Here is a 20,942-nt window from a genome sequence, read left to right as displayed (position 1 = left end):
GGTTCCAAGTTTAGACCTGTGTCCGCCCGTCACAGTAAGACTCACCCTAAAGTCACGAATTGGACATGAGGATCGAGGAATCGATTTCGGCGACCGATGCCAGCCCCGCCAGCCCCATGGTGAGATCCAGGTCGGCCAGGAGACTGCGCAATGCATGACGCACTCCGTCCGCTCCGGCCAATCCCAACCCGTACACCCACGGCCGCCCGTACAGCACTGCGTCGGCACCCAAGGCCAGAGCCTTGATTACGTCTGCGCCACAACGAATTCCGGAGTCCATCAGGATGTTCACCTCATGCCCCACCGCATCAGCGACGGGACCGAGAGCATCGAGTGCCGAAATCGACCCGTCAACTTGACGCCCACCATGGTTGCTCACGACAATGCCGTTGGCGCCGGCTGCGACGGCCTCACGTGCGTCGTCGGGATGGACAATTCCCTTCACTGCGATCGGAAGTGTCGTCCACTGGCGAAGTTTCGCGATATCGGCAATCCGCACCGCATGATTGCCGAACAACGACACCCACGTGAGAACCGCGATCTGCAGCGCTTCTGCGCTCTCCTCGGGCGGCGTGGCCAGTTTGGCGCGGAACACCGGATCCGACAGGTAGTTGGCAATACCCTTCGCCTGCAGGAACGGAAGGTGACCGAGTTCGAGATCCCTTGGACGCCAACCCATACCGGGAGTGTCGGCAGTCAGGACGATAGCCTTCGCGCCCGCCGTCTCCGCTCGGCGGACAAACGACTCGGCAAGCTCGTCGTCGGCCGGCCAGTACAGCTGGTACCACCAGTTCTCGCCGGAGGCCGCCGCTACGTCTTCGATGGTCGAGGATGCCGCCGTCGAGAGAATCGATCCGATCCCCAACTCGGCAGTGACCGAACCGACCGCAACCTCGGCGTCGTCGTGGACCAAGCCGAGCACGCCCACCGGAGCCGTCAGGATCGGTGCAGCCAACCGCGTCCCCAACACCTCGACGCTCAGATCGCGTGCGTCCGGCGCCGCAGTCCCCCGCAACATCCGCGGCACGATCGCATGCTTGTCGAACGCACGCAGATTCGACTCCGCGGTTCGTTCGGTCGACGCGCTACCGGCGATGTACCCGAAGGCCTCCGGTGAGAGTTGCTCGCGCGCGGCATCTTCCAAGCCTGCCGCAGTCATCGGCAAAGCCGGCTTCGCGCCGCTCAGTCCCGTCAGATAAATCTCGTTCTGCATGTTCCCGAAGTAAGTCACGTCCGCGACGGTAGCGGCAAAACACCCGTCAGCGGGGAGATTCGCTAGCGTCGTATCCATGTACGCCATAACGATCGATCAGCCCGGCGGTCCCGAGGTCATGAAATGGGCGCAGCAGCCCGATCCTGAACTACCTCGCGGGCACGTACTCGTCGAGGTCGCCGCGACCGCAGTCAACCGCGCCGACCTGCTCCAACGTCAAGGCTTCTACCCGCCGCCGCCCGGCGCGAGTGACATTCTCGGCCTCGAATGCTCGGGTGTGATCACCGAACTCGGCGAAGACGTCACGGGTTGGTCCGTCGGCGACGAAGTCTGCGCACTGCTGGCCGGCGGCGGTTACGCCGAGAAGGTCGCGGTCCCGGCAACACAACTTCTCCCGGTTCCCGCGGGCGTCGATCTCCGTGTCGCAGCGTCTCTGCCGGAAGTTGCGTGCACGGTGTGGTCGAACGTCGTGATGCGCGGCGGCCTACGACGCGGACAGGTACTACTCGTCCATGGCGGTGGCGGCGGAATCGGCACCCACGCCATCCAGGTCGGCAAAGCCCTCGGCGCCCGCGTCGCAGTTACCGCGGGTTCGGAGGACAAATTGAACCGCTGCCGCGAATTGGGCGCGGATATTCTCATCAACTATCGCGACAGCGACTTCGTAGCATCACTCGCCGAAGCCACCGACAACCACGGCGCCGATGTGGTTCTGGACAACATGGGAGCGTCGTACCTCGGGCGCAACGTCGACGCACTCGCCATGGACGGCCACGTCGTGATCATCGGAATGCAGGGTGGCCGCAAGGGCGAAGTCGACATCGCCAAGCTAATGGGAAAGCGCGGAAACATCACGTCGACGGGCCTGCGCGGGCGTCCGCTCACCGGCCCAGGCGGTAAAGCGGACATCGTCGCCGACGTCCGTGCGAAGTTGTGGCCGTTGATCGCCGATGGATCGGTTCAACCGATCGTGTCGACCGAACTTCCGATCACCGAGGCGCCATTAGCCCATCAGTTGCTGGATTCGCCGGAAACCGTAGGCAAGGTCATCCTCACCGTGAAGTGAGCCGAGCGGGATCGATCAGCCCAGGGCGCCGAGTTCGGCGACCAGCTGATTGATCTCGTACCGCGTCGTGTACGGCGCAAGGCCGACGGTGACCGCGCCGCCCTCGTCGTTGACACCGAGGGCGTCGAGCAGCCTGGAACCACCATGCGTACCGCTGACCGTCGCGATGCGCTTGTCGGCCAGGTGCGCCGCGACCTTGTCTGCCGCCATCCCCTCGAGTGTGAAACTGAGCGTCGGCACCCGCGTGGGTGCGCCGCCGATCACCATCACGTTGGGCAGGGCTGCGAGAGAACGCATGAGGTGATCGAACAGACCGTCCTGGTAGTCCTGCAGCGAGCTGATCGAGGTTTCGAGGCGCTCACGCCTGGTTCCCGTTGCCGATTCGTCCAAGCCCGCCAGGAAATCGATCGACGACGTGAGACCGGACAGCAGCGCGAACTGATGACCGCCCACCTCGAGTCGCTCGGCGCCACGCGCGTACGGGTTGAGCGACACGGCCGGAATTCGGTCGAGCAGTCCGGGATCGCGGAAGACGAGTGCGCCCACCTGCGGACCGCCCCACGACGGCGCGCTGACGGCAACGATGTCCGCCCCGAGATCAGCCATGTCCACATGCGCATATGGCGCTGCACCGACGGCGTCGACCACCATCAGTCCGCCGAATTCGTGCAGACGATCAGCTGCGGCGCGGACGTTCGGAGCCGAACCGACGACCGGTGATGCGGCCGTCAAGGCCACCAATCGAGTGGTCGAGGTGATGAGATCGTTGAACTGCCAACTCGGGAGCTCACACGTTTCGATTTCGACCTCTGCCCATCGCACCTGAGCGCCGTAGCGACTGGCCACACGAAGCCAGGGCGCGACGTTCGCCTCTTCGTCGAGGCGCGAGAGTACGAGACCGGTTCCGAGGCCCAACCGCGAACTGAGCGACTCGGCGAGCCAAGCCAACAACACCGCTCGGTCTGATCCGAGAACGACTCCCGCAGGATCTCCGCCGACCAGATCGGCGACCGCGGTGCGCGCACTCTCGAGAATGGCAGCACTACGACGGTTCGAGACGTGGCGACCGGAGGAAGAAGATGCAGAGGCACGGAACGCGGTGGAGACCGTCCGCGAGACGGCGTCCGGGATCTGCATTCCGGCCTGCGGATCGAGGTGGATCCAGCCGTCACCGAGTGAGGGAATCAACCCCCGTACGCGGGCAACGTCGTAAGCCATGCTCGACACTCTAGGTGCAGACGCCCGCTTAGTCGAAGGCAGTCACCCAATTACCCGTCAGTACAGTTATTCGATAGCTAACTTTTTGGGGGTTACGCGGCGTTTGTCGCCCACACACGACAAGATGGAAGCATGACGAACCCCGACAAAGAGCAGGTACTCGTTATCGGACCCGACGGTCGACCCGTCGCGATGCCGGCGGCCGAGGCAGAGGCCTCCACCTCCGGCACCACCGAAGGCGCGGAATCCGAAGCCGAGTCCGTCGCCGAGATGGTCGAGCAGCCGGCGAAGGTCATGCGAATCGGCACGATGATCAAACAACTCTTGGAAGAAGTGCGCGCCGCGCCGCTCGACGACGCCAGCCGCAAGCGCCTCAAGGACATCCACACCTCGTCCATCCGAGAACTGGAACAAGGCCTGGCACCCGAACTCCGTGAAGAACTCGAGCGACTGAGCCTCCCGTTCACCGACGACTCCATTCCCTCGGACGCCGAACTGCGAATCGCGCAGGCCCAACTCGTCGGCTGGCTCGAAGGACTGTTCCACGGAATTCAAACCGCACTGTTCGCGCAGCAGATGGCAGCGCGCGCCCAGCTCGAACAAATGCGGCAGGGCGCACTGCCTCCCGGCATGAGCATCGGGGCTCCGCATTCGCCTGCACATCCGGACCAACAGAGCCCAGGAACCGGCCAGTATCTGTAACTCGGACCACCACTAGGTCCGAGGGAAATCCGGCGCCGACGCCAGGCCGGTAGGCTCGACCTCCGTGTCAGCATCCGCAATCGAATCCGAGACGCCGGACGCACCTGCGCCCGTGTCCGACTCCCAGACGTTCCGTCGTGCGTTCAAAGACCTTCGCGACGGTCTGAATCAGCGTGAGTTGTGGCTCAGCCTCGGCTGGCAGGACATCAAACAGCGCTACCGCCGGTCGGTGATCGGTCCGTTCTGGATCACGATCGCCACCGGCGTCCAGGCCGGCGCGATGGGTCTTCTGTACTCCGCGTTGCTGAACATTCCGCTCAAGGAGTTCCTGCCGTACGTCACGGTCGGCCTGATCGTGTGGAACCTGATCAGTGCAGGCATCCTCGAAGGCTCCGAGGTCTTCATCGCCAACGAGGGCCTGATCAAGCAGTTGCCGTCGGCGTTGAGCGTGCACGTATATCGCCTGGTTTGGCGTCAGGTGCTGTTCTTCGCGCACAACTTTGCGATCTACATAGTTCTGCTGTTCGCGTTCAGCATCTGGCAGAACATGAGCTGGACTGCGCTGGCGGCGATACCGGCATTCCTGCTGATCGTGGCGAACACGCTGTGGGTCTCGATCGTCTTCGGCATCTTCTCCACCCGATACCGCGACATCGCCCCCATCCTGGGCAGCATGACGCTCCTGCTGTTCGTGCTGACGCCGATCATGTGGACAACTCAGGCCCTCAAGGACCAGGGCGGGCAAGCCAGCGAGCGAGTCCGGCTTGCCGAGCTCAACCCCTGTACCACTACCTCGAGATCATCCGAGCACCACTCATCGGGGCCGACCAGCAGGCATACCACTGGTACATCGTCATCGCCTTCACCGTCGTCGGCTGGGCCGTCGCGATTCTGGCACTCCGCAAGTACCGGGCACGCGTGCCCTACTGGGTCTAGAGGAAACACATGAGTCAGCCAGTCAGCATCCACACGCAGAACGCGTGCGTCGACTTCCCGATCTTCGACGCGAAATCCCGTTCGCTCAAGAAGGCCTTCCTCGGCAAGGCCGGAGGATCCATCGGCCGCAACGACTCCGATGTCGTTGTCGTCGAAGCGCTCCGCGACATCACGATGACGCTCAAGGAAGGCGACCGCATCGGGCTCGTCGGCCACAACGGCGCCGGCAAATCCACCCTGCTGCGCCTGCTCTCCGGAATCTACGAACCGACCCGGGGATCCGCCAGCATTCGCGGACGCGTCGCACCCGTCTTCGACCTCGGTGTCGGCATGGACCCGGAAATCTCCGGGTACGAGAACATCATCATCCGCGGCCTGTTCCTTGGTCAGACCCGCAAGCAGATGCTCGCGAAGATGGACGAGATCGCCGAATTCACCGAACTCGGTGAATACCTCTCCATGCCGCTGCGTACCTACTCCACCGGTATGCGCGTTCGCGTTGCCATGGGCGTCGTGACCAGTATCGATCCTGAGATCTTGCTTCTCGACGAGGGCATCGGTGCCGTCGACGCGGAATTCATGAAGAAGGCCCGCATCCGGCTGCAGAAGCTGGTGGAACGCTCCGGCATCCTGGTATTCGCCAGCCACTCCAACGAATTCCTCGCTCAGCTGTGCAACAGTGCGATGTGGATCGACCACGGCCAGATCCGCATGCAAGGCGACATCGAAGACGTCGTGCGCGCCTACGAAGGTGACGACGCCGCCGAACATGTGCGCCACGTGATCAAGGAAATGGAACGGGAGAACACCCCGTGAGCGCACCCGAGAAAATCATCGGGGTCGTCGTCACTCACAAGCGTCGTGAACTACTGGCTGAATCCTTGAAGGTTCTCAGCACCCAGTCGCGTCCGCTCGATCATCTGGTTGTCGTCGACAATGCCGACGAAGCCGATGTGAAAGAGCTCGTCGACAACGCTCCACTGCCGACCAGTTACATCGGTTCTCAGCACAACCTCGGCGGTGCCGGAGGATTTGCTCTTGGCATTCTCTACGCGCTTTCACTCGGCGCCGACCGCGTCTGGCTCGCCGACGACGACGGCCGCCCGGAGGGGCCTGAGGTCCTGGAAACACTGCTCGACTGTGCAATTCGGAACGACCTGGCCGAGGTCTCCCCCGTCGTCTGCGACATCGACGACCCCGACCGACTCGCTTTCCCACTTCGCCGCGGCACGTCGTGGCGCCGGTTGCGTTCCGAGCTCGGCGACGAGGATCTCCTGCCCGGTATCGCGTCCCTCTTCAACGGCGCACTGTTCACCGCCGACGCGATCGATGCCGTCGGAGTTCCGGATCTACGCCTGTTCGTCCGCGGCGACGAGGTCGAGGTACACCGTCGCCTCGTGCGCTCCGGCCTGAAGTTCGGTACCTGCCTGCAAACTGCCTACGTCCACCCCAACGGCGCGGACGAGTTCAAGCCGATCCTCGGCGGACGCATGCACACGCAGTACCCCGACAACGACGCGAAGCGCTACTTCACGTACCGCAACCGTGGATACATCCTCTCCCAACCGGGAATGCGGAAACTGCTTCCGCAGGAATGGGTTCGGTTCGGCTGGTACTTCCTGATCACACGCCGCGATCCGGCCGGACTGCGCGAGTGGATGCGATTGCGCAAGCTCGGCCGGGAAGAGAAGTTCGAACGTCCGAGTTAAGTCGGCCGCCCCGAGTTAATTCAGTTGCACAGTCGCGACCGCGGCTGAGACGATTCTGATCCGACGCATGGTGCGTCCTGAGATTTTCGAGGAGTGAGTATTGATGACTGTCGTGTTCCGCAGTTTCAGCGCCGTCAAAATTCACACTTCTTCGCACTCGAGGACACACTCACCATGTCGGAAAACAGCACGCCCCTGACCGAATACGGTTGGAACGCAACACTCTCGAACACATTCACTGACCTGGCCCCACCGGACTCCGCACCCGGGCGCATTCTTCGCGTCGACCGCGGCCGATGCGACGTGGCCGTCGCCGAAGGCACAGTTCGCGCACTCAGCGGCAGCGATCCACTCTGTACGGGTGACTGGGTCGCCGTGGCCGAGTTACGGGACTCACGCGAACCCGAGATGCACACGGTCACTTCGATACTCCCTCGATCAAGCAGCATCGTTCGATCCTCGGCATCCGGAAAATCGGAAGGCCAGATTCTGGCGGCCAATGTCGACACCGTCGTCATCGCCACGGCTTCGGACGGCGACGTCGATCTCGGGCGCATCGAGCGACTACTCGCACTCGCCTGGGAAAGTGGTGCAACCCCTGTCGTCGCACTCACCAAATCGGATGCAGCTCACTATATCTCCGACACTCTCGCCGAGGTCACTGCCATTGCGCCCGGCGCAACAGTGCTGGCCGTCAGTGCCGAGACCAACGAAGGAATGGATGTACTCGATGCAGTTCTGGACGGCACCGTGGCGATACTCGGTCCATCAGGCGCCGGTAAGTCGACGCTCGCGAACGCCCTCCTCGCGGACACCACAGACGCCGATCGACTCGAGACCGGTCGCGTTCGGACCGGTGACGGAAAGGGACGCCACACCACCGTCACCAGAGAGTTGATCTCATTCTCCGGCGGCCGGACACTGATCGACACACCCGGCCTGCGAGGGGTCGGCATGTGGAACGCGGCGGAGGGGATCGAGAAGACGTTCCCCGAGATCGAGGAGCTGATTGCAGAGTGCCGGTTCTCCGATTGCGCACACAACTCCGAGCCGGGATGCGCAGTCCTGAGCGCACTCGGGCGTGGCGATATCGATGAGCGGAGGCTCGCGAGCTACCGGAAACTACAGCGAGAGAATGCATGGAACGCCGCGCGAAGCGATGCTCGTCTGCAGGCAGAGAGGACGCGGGAGATCAAGGTGATCTCCCGACAACTCAAGAGTCACTACCGCGGTCGGGACCGGTAGCGAACAAAGCCTGGCAGCATGGGGGTGATCCCGACGAGAGGTTGCCATGTTCGAGCAGTTCCGTTCCAGCGCCAGAACCAAGCTTCAGCGTGCGGTATCCGAGGTGGTCGAGGCCGCCGACCGGCGCAACGCAGATCGCACGCAACAGATCCTCGACGCGCTGGCACTCTCACGTGACGAACTGGCCGAGGCCCGCGGTGACATCGCGGGCCTCCGGTCCAGGATCGACGAGCTGGAATTTCGCCAGCGTCGGGATCTGGCCTACGCCGTGGATCTGGAAGCGACAGCGTCGACTGCCGAGTTCATCCTCGAACACCTTCGAGTCGCGGAGACATTCGGCCACCCGCACGACACGCTGCGCCACGCATTGGGCTTGATCGAAATACCCGGCATGGCACTCGAATTCGGCGTCGCCAGCGGAACCACACTCAGGATCGTCGCGGAGGCTTTCACCGAACGCGAGGGGACCGTCGCAGGTTTCGACGTGTTCTCCGGCCTTCCGGAGACCTGGCGCACCGGGTTCCCGGTCGGCGAGTTCGCACAGGAATCCATCCCCGAAGTGCCTGGAGCGCAACTTGTTCCGGGCCTCTTCGAGGACACCTTGCCCTCGTTCCTGAACGACGAACCCGGCCCCGTTGCGTTCCTGCACCTCGACGCCGATCTCTACTCGTCCACCAAGACGGTGCTCGATCTCCTCGGCGACCGCCTGGTACCCGGGTCGATCGTCGTCTTCGACGAATTCTTCAACTATCCCGGGTGGCAGCAGCACGAGTACCGGGCGTGGACGGAGTTCGTCACACGCACCGGCATCTCGTTCGAATACCTCGGGTACACCGTCGACAACGAGCAGGTCGTCGTCAAGATCACCAGCTGAGAATCACTTCTCGTACAGACGTGCCCAGTTCTCTCGACTCGTGAGTTCGGGCATCGCAGCACGGTACTTCGTCGAAACGGCAGGTGCTTCCTTCTGGAATCGACGCAGTAGCTTGACCGTTCGGACAAGGAGAGCGCGCGCCGTGGCCTTGTCTCGCTGCCGGATACGTACCCCCGACTGCGAAGCATCGGTGACGACTACATGGTCGAACTGCGAGATGTGCCACCAGTGCGCATCCTCGCGCGGAATATTGACCAAACCGCCACGGGTGCGCCCCAGCCACTGATTCAACCCACGTTTGGCCAGAATCACTCGCATCAGGCTCGGCTCACCACCGGCACGCTCGGTGTGGAGTTCGTTCGAGGCGATCGGGGCGGTAGCCGCATCGTGTTTGATCGTCTCGGCATACTGCGCTCGGCCGGCACGGACGCTTGCCATGGCCTCGATGCCGCCGTCCCGCAACGCTTCCGGACCGTCGAGATAGTCCTCGATGCCCTTCAACGTCGTGAAGGCAAGGCCGTATTGCATTCCGACGAGGAATTCGGAGATCTGGCGGAAGAACTGACGTGAAAGTCCCTTGGTGTCGAGATCGCTGTGCAAAGACCCGACGACGAGGGAGTTACGCGTACTGAAGTAGCGGGCCCAGTCGTCGAAGTCCTTCCAATAGAAATCGGCATGCCACACAGCGGCGTTGGGCAACGTGACAGTGACAAACCCTGCTTTCCGGGCCCTGATTCCGTACTCCACGTCATCCCACTGAAAGAAGATCGGAACGGGCAACCCGATGGCTTCGACAACTTCGGCGGGGATCAGGCACGTCCACCAGGCGTTGTATCCCGCATCGACTCGACGCTCTTGACGCTTCTTGAGCATGCTCGTGTTGATGAGAGCCTTGGGCACTCGTTGCCCGTGATGGAGAGTCTTCAGATCTACGTCTTCGGCACCGACATTGAGGAAATCGGGATTGAGCAGATACATCATCTGCGCACCCACCAATGTCGGTTTCACCGTCATATTCGCAAAAGCGTTGAGGCGCAACACTGTTTCTGGTTCACAGAGAATATCGTCGTCCATCAGGATGACGTCGGCGAGATCTGCCCCCTCGGATGTAGCCTCGAAAAGCCCACGTGAAAAACCGCCCGCTCCGCCGAGATTCGGCTGCTGCAGATATTTCAGCTTCTCACCGAGCTTGTCTGCCGCCTCGACGAAGCGCGCCCGATCTTTCACCAGGTCGTTGCCCTGGTCGACGACGTACACGGAGCTGACGAGGTCACGCACGGTGGCATCGGAAGCGAGTGCAGCAACTGTCTCGGCACAATCGTCGGCCCGATTGAAGGTGCAGATCGCCACCGAGACCGGGCGCACCGTCTCCGGAGCCGCCACGGTCCATTCCAAGTGGTCGATCGTCATCGGAGCGTCGAGAGAATCCACCTCGAGCCAGAGGGCGCCGCCGTCGACGAACTTGTCCAACGGTGAAGTCAACGCGACCTGCGAGGACCCCAATCCGTCGCGGGTCTCGAGAATACGGCGATGCCCGGCGATATCCGAAGCAACCATCCGGACGCGGAACCGACCCTCGCTCTCGATCCGCAGCGAAGCCTCGACCTCAGTGACAGTCGTCCACCGCTGCCAGTAGCTGGCAGCGAAACGCCCGAAATAGGTGTTGGTGCTGATACGTGTGCCCTTGTCCAGAGCGACTCGGTGCCGGGTCCGCTCACCGGAGCCCTTCCGGAACTCGACGTACAGGTCGTCGTTGACTATCGGCGACATTCCGACGAACACGCCGCGCTGGACCACCAAACGGCGAGCCATGACCTGCCCGTTCTCCGGCACCCCCACCTTTACCTGCTCGGGCATATGACTCCTACGTGAATCTTGAAAAAGCTGTACCTGTCACTCGCAGGGTATCCGAGGTGGAATTACCCCCGAAACTCGAAAACACAGCCTCGGCTACTGTCTCTGGTGCATCCACCCGTGCGACCTGGAGATCCCTTGACACTCGAACTACCCGCTCCCACCCGTCGGGAACGCTGGAGCTGGGGCGCTGTGATCCCAGCAGTCGTGTGCCTCGCATTCTTCGCGATCGTCACGGTGGACCCTCGCTACTTCTATGTCGACGACACCGAATCCGGTGCGGTCGGCAACTGGGTTCAGCTGGGCCATCTGATGCGAGAGGGACAATTCCCCTCGCTGGTTCTGGATCAGTGGATGGCAGGAAACTATCCGGTCGAGGGTCAGGGTGGGCTGTGGAACCCGGTCCAGATCTTCATCAACTACATCGCACCGTCCGTCGACAATCTCGCTTTGCTGGCCACGCTGGTGAAGTTGGCATTCGCGATCATCCTCGGATGGGGCGTCTATCGAGTCTGCCTCGAATACGGCGCGCGCCCCTACTGGGCGGCCGTCGCCGGAAGCGCAGTGCCCTTTGCCGGGTTCACTCTGTACTTCGAGTACCCGTCGTGGGTTACGTCGGTGATCGGAATGGCCTGGGTGGTGCAGGCGTGGGCCAGCGGAATTCGCTATGCCCGCGGCCGGTCGGGGCCGATACCCGTCTTCGTCTTCCTCTATCTCGCGATCAGCGTCGGATACGTCCATGCGGCATTGATGGCCGGAGTGACCGTCGGGGCACTGATGGTGGGCGAATACGTCCGCAGTCCGCAGTGGCGGACAACAGTGAAGCTCGGACTGGTCGGCGTCTCGGCCGCAGCCTGCGGCGCGATCACCTTTCTTCCCGGTCTGCTCTCCTCGGCCGTCACATGGCGCACCGGCGAAGAAGGTACGTTCAACGACAATTTCCTGACGGCACCGTGGTCGGAAACACTGACGGCGAGTATTCCGTCGTCCGTCTCGAGTATCGAGTCCTGGACGGGCGAAACCACCTACGCACCGATCACCTACATCGCCTGGTTCGCGATACCGGCACTGGCATTCATCGGCTGGCGGAAAGCACAGGGTTCGCTGCGAGAGTTGGTGACCCCGCTGCTGCTGTTGGCCTTCATTCTGCTGTTCACCGCGGGCCCCAGCGACATCGGCCAGATTCGGTGGCCGGCACGACTACTTCCCTTCGTCGCGGTGTTCTCCCTGGTACTACTCGGTGTGCTGCTGAGCCGATTCGGGACTTTGGACAAACTGCGATCACGCGTCATCGCTGCATCGTTGATCGTGTTCGTCTTGATGATTCGCGCCAGTTCTTCGGGTCCGCAGTACTTCATCCGGCATCTCACCTGGGCTGTCGTGATCATTGCCGTCGGAGCACTCGCCATCTACCTCGGTCGTAGATACGGCGCCCCGGCGATCGCAGGTCTACTGATTCTCACCATCGCTCCGGTGACTCTGTATCAAGTGATCGCGTATCCCCAGGCGCTGAACAAGTGGTACCTGCCGACCAGCCAATCCGAAGCCAAGGCGAACTTTCCGGATTTCCCGGGCACGACCCTTCAGCTCGGCAATCGCGCGCTGATCCGAATCGACGCCGAAACAACCGAACTCCCGTGGACTTCGCAGGTGTACGGAAACTACGCCAAGGTGCTCGATCTCGACTACGTCAACGCGTACACCCCTGTCGGCCACGCCGACTTCGCTTCGCTGCTGTGTATGGGATTCGACGGGTCGACGTGCGACGACGCCTACCGAAACGTGTTCAGGCCGGATGAATACACCGGTCGAACCAGCGCAGACCTGATGCTGCTCGACCGCGTCGTCCTTCAGCGCAAGCAGTACCCGGGCGCTGACAACGAACCCGCCCCACCCGGGTGGCACTGGGCAGAAGTGCCCGAGGTCGCCCAGGACCAGATCTACGTCCTCGAACGCGACGCCGGCCCGATCTCCGGTCAACCGGGCCGTGTGTCGGCAACTGTCAATGCCGACGCACAGTCCGAGTACATGAGCGTCAAGAACGAGCGTGTACGAGTCAGCTCACCGGGCGGTGGCAGCGTGGTCTTCGCACGGTTGGCATGGCCGGGCTACACCGCGACCCTCGACGGCGAACCCATCCCGACCAAGGGCCTCGGCGGAACGTACCTCTACGTCGATCTGCCGCCTGGCACCGACAACGCCGAACTGGTGATCAACTTCCGTTCCCCAGGACAAAGGATCGGCTATGTCGGTATGGGCTTCGGACTCGTTATCCTTGCCGGCCTCTCCGTGATCTACTACCGCGACAGGCGTCAGAGCCGGGACGGGACCTCCGCGATCACCACAGACTCGTTGTAGATGAACGGCTTTCCCATCCACCGCGGAAACGGGAACGACAGCGAGCGCCTGACTACAAGACCGTTGTCCGCACAGATCTTTTCGAGGTCGACGCCGTCGAGGAAGACGGTATGCGTGGGATCGCTGGCGAAGCCACGTTCCTGAGGGCAGATCAGCATGACGGTCGCACCCGGTTCCAGGAATGGAAGGTACTCGGCGACGATGCCGGAAGCTTCTCCCGCCGGCAGGTGCTCGAGGAGATGCGCCATCAGCATTCCGTCGAAGGTTCTCTGATCGCTTTCGGAGTGAAATTCCGCCGAAGAGTACGCCTCGAACCCGACCGATCGACAGAACTCCACCGAATGTTCATTGTGGTCCACCCCGACACTGCCAGGGGGAAGATTTCGCAGATTTCGGCCGATCCCGCAGCCGACGTCGAGCACCTTCCGGCCGCCGAGGAAACGTCGGATATTCCATTGATACGGCGCTTGCACGTTCAGAATGCGCTTCCATTTGGCGCCTTGAAGCTCACGCAACCGAGCCGTGTACTCGGTGTCGGTGGTATCACCGCTACCCGTATCGGCTCTCCCCGGAAGGCCTGTGTTCTCGCGATTGTTCTCGCGTCGATCGTTGGTGTGATCTTCGAACTCGGCCACTGGAGACTCACTTTCGTCGAGTGATCCGGATCATAACTTCACGATTCGCCGACATGTACGCCCCCACGCCGAGAAGCCGACCCCCGGCGACGTATACACTCCCCGCCTGTGAAGACCGATGGCACACCCGAGTCGGTGCAACCGCACCGAATTTCCGTCGTCGTGCCGGTTTACCAGGGCGAACACACTCTCAATGCACTCATCGACGAGATACTTCCCCTGACGAAAACCCAGACCACTCCCGGCGGGCGGCCGTTGGTCGTCGAAGAAGTCCTTCTCGTCTTCGACCACGGTCCGGACGGATCAGCTGCGGTCATCCGTGAACTCGCGAGACAACATGACTTCATCCGACCCATTTGGCTCTCGCGCAACTTCGGCCAACATCCGGCAACACTGGCGGGAATGGCGTCGAGTGGTGGCGAATGGGTTGTCACCATGGATGAAGACGGCCAGCACGACCCTGCCGACATCGGTGGACTCCTCGACACTGCACTGGATCAACAGGCCACCCTCGTCTACGCGCAGCCCGTGAACGCGGCACCCCACGGTGCGCTACGCAACGCGGCGTCGAAGTCGTCGAAATGGCTGACCACCAAAATTCTCTCGTCCGAGAACTCCGTGAAGTATCAGAGTTTCCGACTGGTCCTCGGAGAGGTCGGACGGTCGGTCGCCGCATACGCCGGATCCGAGGCGTACCTCGACGTGGCTCTGGGCTGGATCGCGGGAGAGGTCACCACCAGCCCGGTTCAACTGCGTGAGGAACGCGGACGCGCATCCGGATATCACCTCAGAAGCTTGCTGTCGCATTTCTGGCGAATGGTTCTCTCCAGCGGCACCAAGGGCCTGCGAATGGTCAGCTTGATCGGCTTCCTGTTCGCTGTCGGCGGTCTCGTCATCGTCCTCTACGTGTTGGCGTCGTACGTGTTCTTCGACGCCGGCGTCGAGGTACGAGGATGGGCGTCGACGATGATCGTGATGCTGTTCGGTTTCGGGGCAGTGCTCTTCTCGTTGGGTGTGATCGCCGAATACATCGGTGTCGCAGTCAAGACGGCAATGGGAAAGCCGCCGTACCTCATCGTCAGCGACCCCGCGTCAGGCCCGTTGGGGCGCCGGAACGCCACCGAGCCACCCGCGTAACGATGAATGTCCCCACGTGGGTAGTCGGCAGCGGCGGCCTCCTCGGCAGCTCCGTGGCCCGCGAACTCGAGCGCCGTGGGGCCGACATCCGCACCAGCCGCGTCCCGTGGGGGGAACCCGCTCTGGCCAGAGAAATCCTGTTCGCCGATGCCAGGAAACTGGTTACTGACGCCGCCGGCGGCCCGTGGCGAATGGCGTGGTGCGCCGGTGCAGGTGTGAACGGTACGAGCAGTGACGAATTCGCTCGCGAGAACCAACTCATGAAGGACGTTCTCGACGAGCTGGGGACGGCGGACGCAGGCGTCGGGACCGTCTTCCACGCTTCGTCTGCCGGCGGCGTCTACGCCGGAGCTCCCGGAGCACCGCACACCGAAACAAGCGCGACCAATCCACTGGCCGACTACGGGCGAGCAAAGCTCGATGCCGAATCCATTGTTCGCGAATTCGGCTCCAGAAGCGGAACCCGCACTGTCATAGGAAGATTCGCAAATCTCTACGGCCCGGGTCAGAATCTGGCGAAACCCCAAGGCCTGATTTCGCACCTCTGCCGAGGCTATCTGCTGTCGATGCCCATTTCGATCTACGTTCCCATGGACACGCTTCGGGACTACGTCTACGTCTCCGACGCGGCCGAAATGGTGGTCGACAGCTTCACCCGAGCGGAAGCGTCGCAGGAACCGACGGTCACCAAGATCTACGCGTCCGGACGCAGCGTCACCATCGGGGCGATCCTCGGCGCGTGCCACACCGTCTTCAGAAAACGCCCCAACGTTGTGCTCGCCAGTTCTCCACTCGCTTCGGCGCAAGCCCGAGACCTACGGCTGCGATCGATCGTGTGGACCGATCTGGACCAGCGCACACATCGCCCGTTGCCTGCCGGGATAGCGTCGACCCTCGACTCCATCCGCCGCAATCTGGCTGCACGCTAGGAAGTGGTCTTCTCGCCGGCTGCCACGTATGCCTGCTCGGTCGCGTCCTTCTGCGGACGCCACCACTGTTCGTTGTCGCGGTACCAGTCGATCGTCGCTTCCAGACCACTGCGGAAGTCCTCGTAGCGCGGGGACCAGCCAAGTTCTTTCCGGAGCAGACTCGAGTCGATCGCGTACCTCACGTCGTGCCCCGGGCGGTCGGTGACAAAATCGAACTCGTCGGCGCCACGGCCCAATATCTGCAGAATCGACTCCATGACAGTTCGGTTGTTCATCTCACCATCAGCGCCGATCAAGTAGGTCTGACCGATCCGGCCACCGTCGATGATCGCCCAGACCGCGCTGTTGTGGTCGTCGACATGAATCCAGTCACGGACGTTCAAACCGTCGCCGTACAACTTGGGACGCAATCCGGCGAGAACATTGGTGATCTGCCGTGGGATGAACTTCTCGACATGTTGATAAGGGCCGTAATTGTTCGAGCAGTTCGACAGGGTGGCCCGGACGCCGAACGAACGGGTCCACGCGCGCACCAACATGTCGCTCGATGCCTTCGTCGACGAGTAGGGGCTCGACGGGTTGTACGCGGTCGACTCCGTGAAACGGTCCGGATCGCCCAGTTCGAGGTCTCCGTACACCTCGTCGGTGGAAATGTGGTGATACCTGACGTCGTGCTTGCGCACAGCCTGCAGGAGCGTGAAGGTTCCCACGATGTTGGTCTGCACGAACGGCCACGGATCAGCGAGCGAATTGTCGTTGTGCGACTCGGCAGCAAAATGAACGACCACGTCGGCAGCGCCCACCAGTTGGTCGACGAGAACTGCGTCGGTGATGTCGCCGTGAACAAACGTGATGCGGTCGGCTATCGAATCGAGCGAAGACTTGTTGCCCGCGTAGGTCAGCGCATCGAGCACCGTGACCTCGGAGTCGGGGCGCTCTGCCACCGTCTGATGCACGAAATTGGCGCCGATGAAGCCTGCACCGCCAGTCACGAGAACTCTCACGTTTGCGCCTCCACGATCACCGAATCGAACCGATCTATCTACCGGCCACGCACGATACCGTGCGCCCGAGATTTGTTTCTCCAGCGAACACTGGAACACTTCGAGGCATGCGCGGAATCATTCTGGCGGGCGGCACGGGGTCGAGGTTGCACCCCATCACGCTCGGCGTGAGCAAACAGCTGGTCCCCGTCTACGACAAACCGATGATCTATTACCCACTCAGCACCCTGATGCTGGCCGGGATTCGCGACATCATGATCATCACCACAGAAGACGACGCACCGCAGTTCCAGCGGTTGCTCGGCGACGGCTCGCAGTTCGGCGTCGACCTGACCTACCAGATCCAGCACGAGCCGAATGGTCTCGCACAAGCCTTCGTACTCGGAGCCGGCCACATCGGTTCGGAATCCGCGGCCCTGGTCCTCGGCGACAACATCTTCTACGGCCCAGGTCTGGGCAGTAAGCTCACGCGTTTCGAGAACATCGACGGTGGCGCCGTATTCGCGTACTGGGTTTCGGACCCCACGGCTTACGGAGTCATCGAGTTCGACCGCGAAGGCAAAGCCGTCTCGCTCGAGGAGAAGCCGGCGAACCCGCGCTCCAACTATTCGGTGCCTGGCCTCTATTTCTACGACAACGACGTTGTCGCCATCGCCAAGGACCTCGAACCATCGGCACGCGGCGAATACGAGATCACCGACGTCAACCGTGCGTACCTCGAAGCTGGCCGCCTCCAGGTCGAAGTACTTCCTCGCGGCACCGCGTGGCTCGACACCGGAACTTTCGATTCGCTTCTCGACGCATCGAACTACGTGCGCACGATCGAGGAGCGTCAGGGACTCAAGATCGGCGCGCCCGAAGAAGTTGCGTGGCGGCACGGATTCATCACCGACGACGAGCTACGCATTCGTGCTGAGAAGCTCCTCAAATCCGGATACGGAAAATACCTTCTCGAACTTCTCGACCGCGGCAAGGACTGGTGACATGGCAGATACTCACGTGATGAGCCAGTATCGCGAACTGAAAGTGCCAGGGGCCTGGGAATTCACACCCAAACAGTTCGGCGACGACCGTGGAGTCTTCCTCGAATGGTTCCGTGAACCCGGATTCTCCGAGATCACCGGCCGCACCCTCGACCTTCAGCAGGCCAATTGCTCGGTCTCGGCTGCCGGCGTCCTACGAGGCATCCATTTTGCCGACGTCCCTCCCGGACAGGCCAAGTACGTTACGTGTGTCAAAGGCGCGATACTCGACATCGCCGTCGACCTCCGCGTGGGATCGCCGACCTTCGGCCAGTGGGATTCGGTCCTTCTCGACGACGTCGACCGCAGAGCGATCTTTCTGTCCGAAGGGCTTGGGCATGCCTTCCTGTCCCTCGAGGACAACTCGACAGTGGTTTACCTGTGCTCGACGGGATACGCCCCGAGCGTGAGCACGAAGTTCACCCCCTCGATCCCGACATAGCGATCGACTGGCCCACCGTGGGTCGCAGCGGTGAGCCCCTGAACATCACGCTCTCCGCGAAGGACACAGCGGCACCGTCGCTTCAAGATGCCGTGTCGGCAGGGCTGCTGCCCACGTTCGGCGAAGGCTGATGGCTTCACCGGATTCGACTGCAACACCCCCGCCGGAATGACCGGCAGGCCGGGTCCGTTGATGCGCGTCGTCAAGAATCAGGCCCTTGCCTTTCTGCTCGTCGGTGGCGTCAACACGGCGCTCGGAACCGCCTGGTTCATTGCCTGGCAGATCGCGCTCGGCGATCAATTCGGCTACCACTTCGCGATCGTTGCCGGGTACGTCTGCAACCTGCTGTGCGCTTTTGCGATGTACCGCTACCTGGTCTTCGAAGTTCGCGGCCACTTCCTCCGTGACTTCTGGCGATTCGTCGTCGTCAATTTCGGCGCCTTCGTGATCAACCTCGCGCTGATGACCGTCGCGGTCTCGGTCCTGCACTTTCCTCCCATCCCGTCACAACTCGTCATCACTGCGGTAACCGCAACAGCAAGCTTCTTCGGTTACCGCGATTTCTCGTTCAGTCGAAACAAGAGAACAGGCAACTCATGACTCCGCGTGTTTCCGTCGTCGTCCCGGCTTACAACAATGCCGACTACATTGCCGAGACGATCGACTCGATCCTGAATCAGAGCTACCAGGACTTCGAACTGATCATCTCGGATCATTCGTCGACCGACGACACCGTCAAGGTCCTGGCGCGATACGCCGACGATCCGCGGATCGAGATCCTGTCGACCGAGGCCGGCGGCGGAGCGAAGCGAAACTGGGACCGGGTCAGCGAAGCTGCGAACGGAGAGCTCCTGAAACTGGTGTGCGGTGACGACACCATCTACCCCGAGTGCCTGGCGGAACAGGTCGCGGCTTTCGACGAGCACCCCTCGGTGGTACTCGTGGCCTCGCAACGCAAACTGGTCGATGCAAACGGAAAGACCATCCTCTCCGCGCGCGGACTTGCAGGGCTGAAGGGACTGGTCACCGGGCGCGACGCGGCCCGAAAGACGGTAACGGCGGGAGCGAACATCTTCGGCGAGCCCGGATGTGTACTCATGAAGCGATCCGCCTTGAAGGCCATCGGATGGTGGGACGACACCAACCCGTACGTCATCGACGAAGCCACGTACACCGCCGTCGCACTCCAAGGGGACGTCTATGCGATCGCCAAACCCCTCGCGTCCTTCCGCGTCAACGCCGGACAGTGGAGTGTGCGTCTGGCCAAGGATCAGGCACGCCAGGCAGCGGCATTCCACAAAGATCTCCGGGAATCGGATCCGACTCTCGTCTCCGCAATGGACGTCCGAATCGGCGACGCACGCGCACTCGCCACTTCGTTCATGCGTCGCGGCGTCTACATGCTGTTGCGCCATCGCATGTCTTGATCTTTGCCGGTTGGGTAATCTTCACCTTTCACGACTCGATGGCATGACACCGGCGGGACGGACGGCTGGATGACCAAACGTGCGAGCAGACGCGGCCTGTGGACGGCCGTCGTTCTCGCAGCCGGCCTCGGTGGTCTCGCGCTGGTCGCACCGCCCCTGACCCCGGGAACGATCGAGTCCGCACCGGTCACCGTCATCACGACCACCCCACCCGCGCCGGTTGTTCCGCTCACCCCGGAGGAGCTCTCGGCCCGGGTGGTCCCCACCATCGTCACCATCACGGCGCCGGCCGGATTCACCACCACTGCTGGGACCGGGATCGTGCTCTCCCCTGACGGAGTGGTGCTCACGAATCACCACGTCATCAGCGGAGCCTCGGACGTCACCGCCGTCAGCATGTCCAACGGGCTGATCTACGACGCCGAGATCCTCGGGTACGACAGCGTCAGCGATCTTGCCGTCCTTCGACTCGCGGGCGCTGACGATCTGCCGGTGGCTGTGGTCGGCAAATCAGCAGAAGCCGCTCGCGGGGACTCCGTCACCGCAATCGGAAATGCGGAAGGCGGCGGAGTACCCGTCCCTGCTCCCGGCGTCATCACCAACCTCGGTGTCACCGTCAACACCCGCAACGTGTCCGACGGATCGCGAAACCAGTTGAAGGGCCTCATCGAGGTCGACGCGGACATCCGGCCTGGCGATTCCGGTGGCCCCCTGGTCAACGCCGTTGGCGAGCTGATCGGCGTCAGCAGCGCGGGCAACGCCGTCACCGACCGCACCGAAACCTCACCGGCGCCTCAGTCCTACGCGATACCGATCGACACCGCACTACCGATCGTCGAGCAGGTACTCGGTGGCCGCTCCTCCGAGACCGTGCGTGTGGGACCGACACCCGTACTCGGTGTCGCGGTGAAGGATCACGCGGACATGCCGGCCGGCGCCGAAGTTGTTGCCGTGAGCTTCGATTCGCCGGCCGAGCGGGTGGGGCTGACCAAAGGTGCGGTCATCACCGAGTTCGGTGGCAGCCGGATCGCGTCGTCCGCTGATCTCAACGCGGCGATGAGCTCGCGCCGCCCCGGCGACACCGTCGCGGTGACGTGGGTGGACGCAACCGGGCAACCCGGGACCGGTTCGCTGGTCCTCGACGAGGGGCCACCTCGCTAGTCTTAGAAGG

18 protein-coding genes and 2 pseudogenes are annotated in these 20,942 nt (G+C 62.4%); 15 read left to right on the top strand and 5 right to left on the bottom strand.

The features are described from left to right. Positions 1 to 52 precede the first annotated feature (52 nt). Entirely contained in the window at positions 53 to 1,291 is a 1,239-nt protein-coding gene (locus EHW12_RS01285) for a lactate 2-monooxygenase (protein WP_052027919.1), read from the bottom strand. On the opposite strand from EHW12_RS01285, the gene EHW12_RS01280 reads away from it, so the two are divergent. Further along, positions 1,290 to 2,279 (top strand): NAD(P)H-quinone oxidoreductase, encoded by a 990-nt coding sequence (locus tag EHW12_RS01280; RefSeq protein ID WP_007731765.1) that lies wholly within the window; start codon positions 1,290 to 1,292, stop codon positions 2,277 to 2,279. The two genes, EHW12_RS01285 and EHW12_RS01280, sit on opposite strands and share 2 nt — an antisense overlap. Positions 2,280 to 2,294: 15 nt before the next feature. Here the strand turns inward: EHW12_RS01280 and EHW12_RS01275 are convergent, their stop codons facing one another. Beyond that, positions 2,295 to 3,497 carry a cysteine desulfurase-like protein gene (locus EHW12_RS01275; RefSeq protein WP_007731767.1) on the bottom strand — a complete coding sequence of 401 codons (1,203 nt, stop codon included), beginning with the start codon at positions 3,495 to 3,497 and terminating at the stop codon, positions 2,295 to 2,297. A gap of 132 nt (positions 3,498 to 3,629) precedes the next feature. Between EHW12_RS01275 and EHW12_RS01270 the strand changes: the two genes are divergently transcribed. The 6 genes and pseudogenes from EHW12_RS01270 (at position 3,630) to EHW12_RS01245 (ending at position 8,963) form a co-directional block, all read left to right on the top strand. Beyond that, positions 3,630 to 4,199: a bacterial proteasome activator family protein gene (locus tag EHW12_RS01270; RefSeq protein ID WP_003943894.1), complete on the top strand. Its 570-nt coding sequence runs from the start codon at positions 3,630 to 3,632 to the stop codon at positions 4,197 to 4,199. 64 nt (positions 4,200 to 4,263) lie between these two features. Then, a pseudogene (locus tag EHW12_RS01265) lies at positions 4,264 to 5,135 on the top strand (ABC transporter permease). Positions 5,136 to 5,144: 9 nt separating this feature from the next. Next, positions 5,145 to 5,951 carry an ABC transporter ATP-binding protein gene (locus tag EHW12_RS01260; protein ID WP_007731776.1) on the top strand — a complete coding sequence of 269 codons (807 nt, stop codon included), beginning with the start codon at positions 5,145 to 5,147 and terminating at the stop codon, positions 5,949 to 5,951. Continuing rightward, the gene (locus EHW12_RS01255; protein WP_125050195.1) at positions 5,948 to 6,844 is read left to right on the top strand and encodes a glycosyltransferase family 2 protein; all 897 of its coding nucleotides are present in this window, start codon (positions 5,948 to 5,950) and stop codon (positions 6,842 to 6,844) included. Before EHW12_RS01260 ends, EHW12_RS01255 begins: the two co-directional genes overlap by 4 nt. 174 nt (positions 6,845 to 7,018) lie before the next feature. Beyond that, complete coding sequence (gene rsgA, locus EHW12_RS01250) at positions 7,019 to 8,089, top strand: ribosome small subunit-dependent GTPase A (RefSeq protein WP_050655629.1); 1,071 nt, start codon at positions 7,019 to 7,021, stop codon at positions 8,087 to 8,089. A 46-nt stretch (positions 8,090 to 8,135) separates the two neighbouring features. Further along, positions 8,136 to 8,963: a class I SAM-dependent methyltransferase gene (locus EHW12_RS01245; protein WP_125050194.1), complete on the top strand. Its 828-nt coding sequence runs from the start codon at positions 8,136 to 8,138 to the stop codon at positions 8,961 to 8,963. Between the two features lie 3 nt (positions 8,964 to 8,966). Here the strand turns inward: EHW12_RS01245 and EHW12_RS01240 are convergent, their stop codons facing one another. Beyond that, positions 8,967 to 10,820 carry a glycosyltransferase gene (locus EHW12_RS01240; RefSeq protein WP_054188650.1) on the bottom strand — a complete coding sequence of 618 codons (1,854 nt, stop codon included), beginning with the start codon at positions 10,818 to 10,820 and terminating at the stop codon, positions 8,967 to 8,969. A gap of 135 nt (positions 10,821 to 10,955) precedes the next feature. Between EHW12_RS01240 and EHW12_RS01235 the strand changes: the two genes are divergently transcribed. Further along, the gene (locus EHW12_RS01235; protein ID WP_054188737.1) at positions 10,956 to 13,175 is read left to right on the top strand and encodes a hypothetical protein; all 2,220 of its coding nucleotides are present in this window, start codon (positions 10,956 to 10,958) and stop codon (positions 13,173 to 13,175) included. Here EHW12_RS01235 and EHW12_RS01230 read toward each other — a convergent pair. After that, on the bottom strand, positions 13,130 to 13,810 hold the full coding sequence (locus EHW12_RS01230; protein WP_081557214.1) for a class I SAM-dependent methyltransferase: 681 nt from the start codon (positions 13,808 to 13,810) through the stop codon (positions 13,130 to 13,132). The two genes, EHW12_RS01235 and EHW12_RS01230, sit on opposite strands and share 46 nt — an antisense overlap. Positions 13,811 to 13,918: 108 nt before the next feature. On the opposite strand from EHW12_RS01230, the gene EHW12_RS01225 reads away from it, so the two are divergent. Both EHW12_RS01225 and EHW12_RS01220 read left to right on the top strand, forming a co-directional pair. Beyond that, on the top strand, positions 13,919 to 14,947 hold the full coding sequence (locus EHW12_RS01225) for a glycosyltransferase (protein ID WP_223257872.1): 1,029 nt from the start codon (positions 13,919 to 13,921) through the stop codon (positions 14,945 to 14,947). 2 nt (positions 14,948 to 14,949) lie between these two features. Next, positions 14,950 to 15,876 carry an NAD-dependent epimerase/dehydratase family protein gene (locus EHW12_RS01220; protein WP_020905795.1) on the top strand — a complete coding sequence of 309 codons (927 nt, stop codon included), beginning with the start codon at positions 14,950 to 14,952 and terminating at the stop codon, positions 15,874 to 15,876. On the opposite strand, the gene rfbB is transcribed toward EHW12_RS01220, so the two are convergent. After that, positions 15,873 to 16,880, bottom strand: coding sequence for a dTDP-glucose 4,6-dehydratase (rfbB, locus tag EHW12_RS01215; RefSeq protein ID WP_054188651.1), 1,008 nt, complete (start codon positions 16,878 to 16,880; stop codon positions 15,873 to 15,875). The genes EHW12_RS01220 and rfbB overlap by 4 nt on opposite strands. Positions 16,881 to 16,987: 107 nt before the next feature. Here rfbB and rfbA point away from each other — a divergent pair, with 107 nt between their 5' ends. The 5 genes and pseudogenes from rfbA to EHW12_RS01190 all read left to right on the top strand — a co-directional run bounded on the left by rfbA (position 16,988) and on the right by EHW12_RS01190 (position 20,932). Next, the gene (gene rfbA / locus EHW12_RS01210) at positions 16,988 to 17,863 is read left to right on the top strand and encodes a glucose-1-phosphate thymidylyltransferase RfbA (RefSeq protein WP_020905793.1); all 876 of its coding nucleotides are present in this window, start codon (positions 16,988 to 16,990) and stop codon (positions 17,861 to 17,863) included. A 19-nt stretch (positions 17,864 to 17,882) separates the two neighbouring features. Beyond that, positions 17,883 to 18,475 (top strand): annotated as a pseudogene (gene rfbC / locus EHW12_RS01205) (dTDP-4-dehydrorhamnose 3,5-epimerase). A 37-nt stretch (positions 18,476 to 18,512) separates the two neighbouring features. Then, a complete protein-coding gene (locus EHW12_RS01200) occupies positions 18,513 to 18,944 on the top strand; it encodes a GtrA family protein (RefSeq protein ID WP_041814505.1) in 432 nt (143 codons plus the stop codon). Further along, positions 18,941 to 19,771, top strand: coding sequence for a glycosyltransferase (locus EHW12_RS01195; RefSeq protein ID WP_050655616.1), 831 nt, complete (start codon positions 18,941 to 18,943; stop codon positions 19,769 to 19,771). Before EHW12_RS01200 ends, EHW12_RS01195 begins: the two co-directional genes overlap by 4 nt. 69 nt (positions 19,772 to 19,840) lie before the next feature. Beyond that, positions 19,841 to 20,932: a trypsin-like peptidase domain-containing protein gene (locus EHW12_RS01190; RefSeq protein ID WP_003943984.1), complete on the top strand. Its 1,092-nt coding sequence runs from the start codon at positions 19,841 to 19,843 to the stop codon at positions 20,930 to 20,932. Positions 20,933 to 20,942: the final 10 nt, after the last annotated feature.

The organism is Rhodococcus sp. NJ-530 (genome assembly GCF_003860625.1).
GTDB lineage: Bacteria > Actinomycetota > Actinomycetes > Mycobacteriales > Mycobacteriaceae > Rhodococcus_F > Rhodococcus_F qingshengii.
Note: the sequence above shows the minus strand (reverse complement) of the source record. Positions and strands in the feature narration are given on the sequence as shown.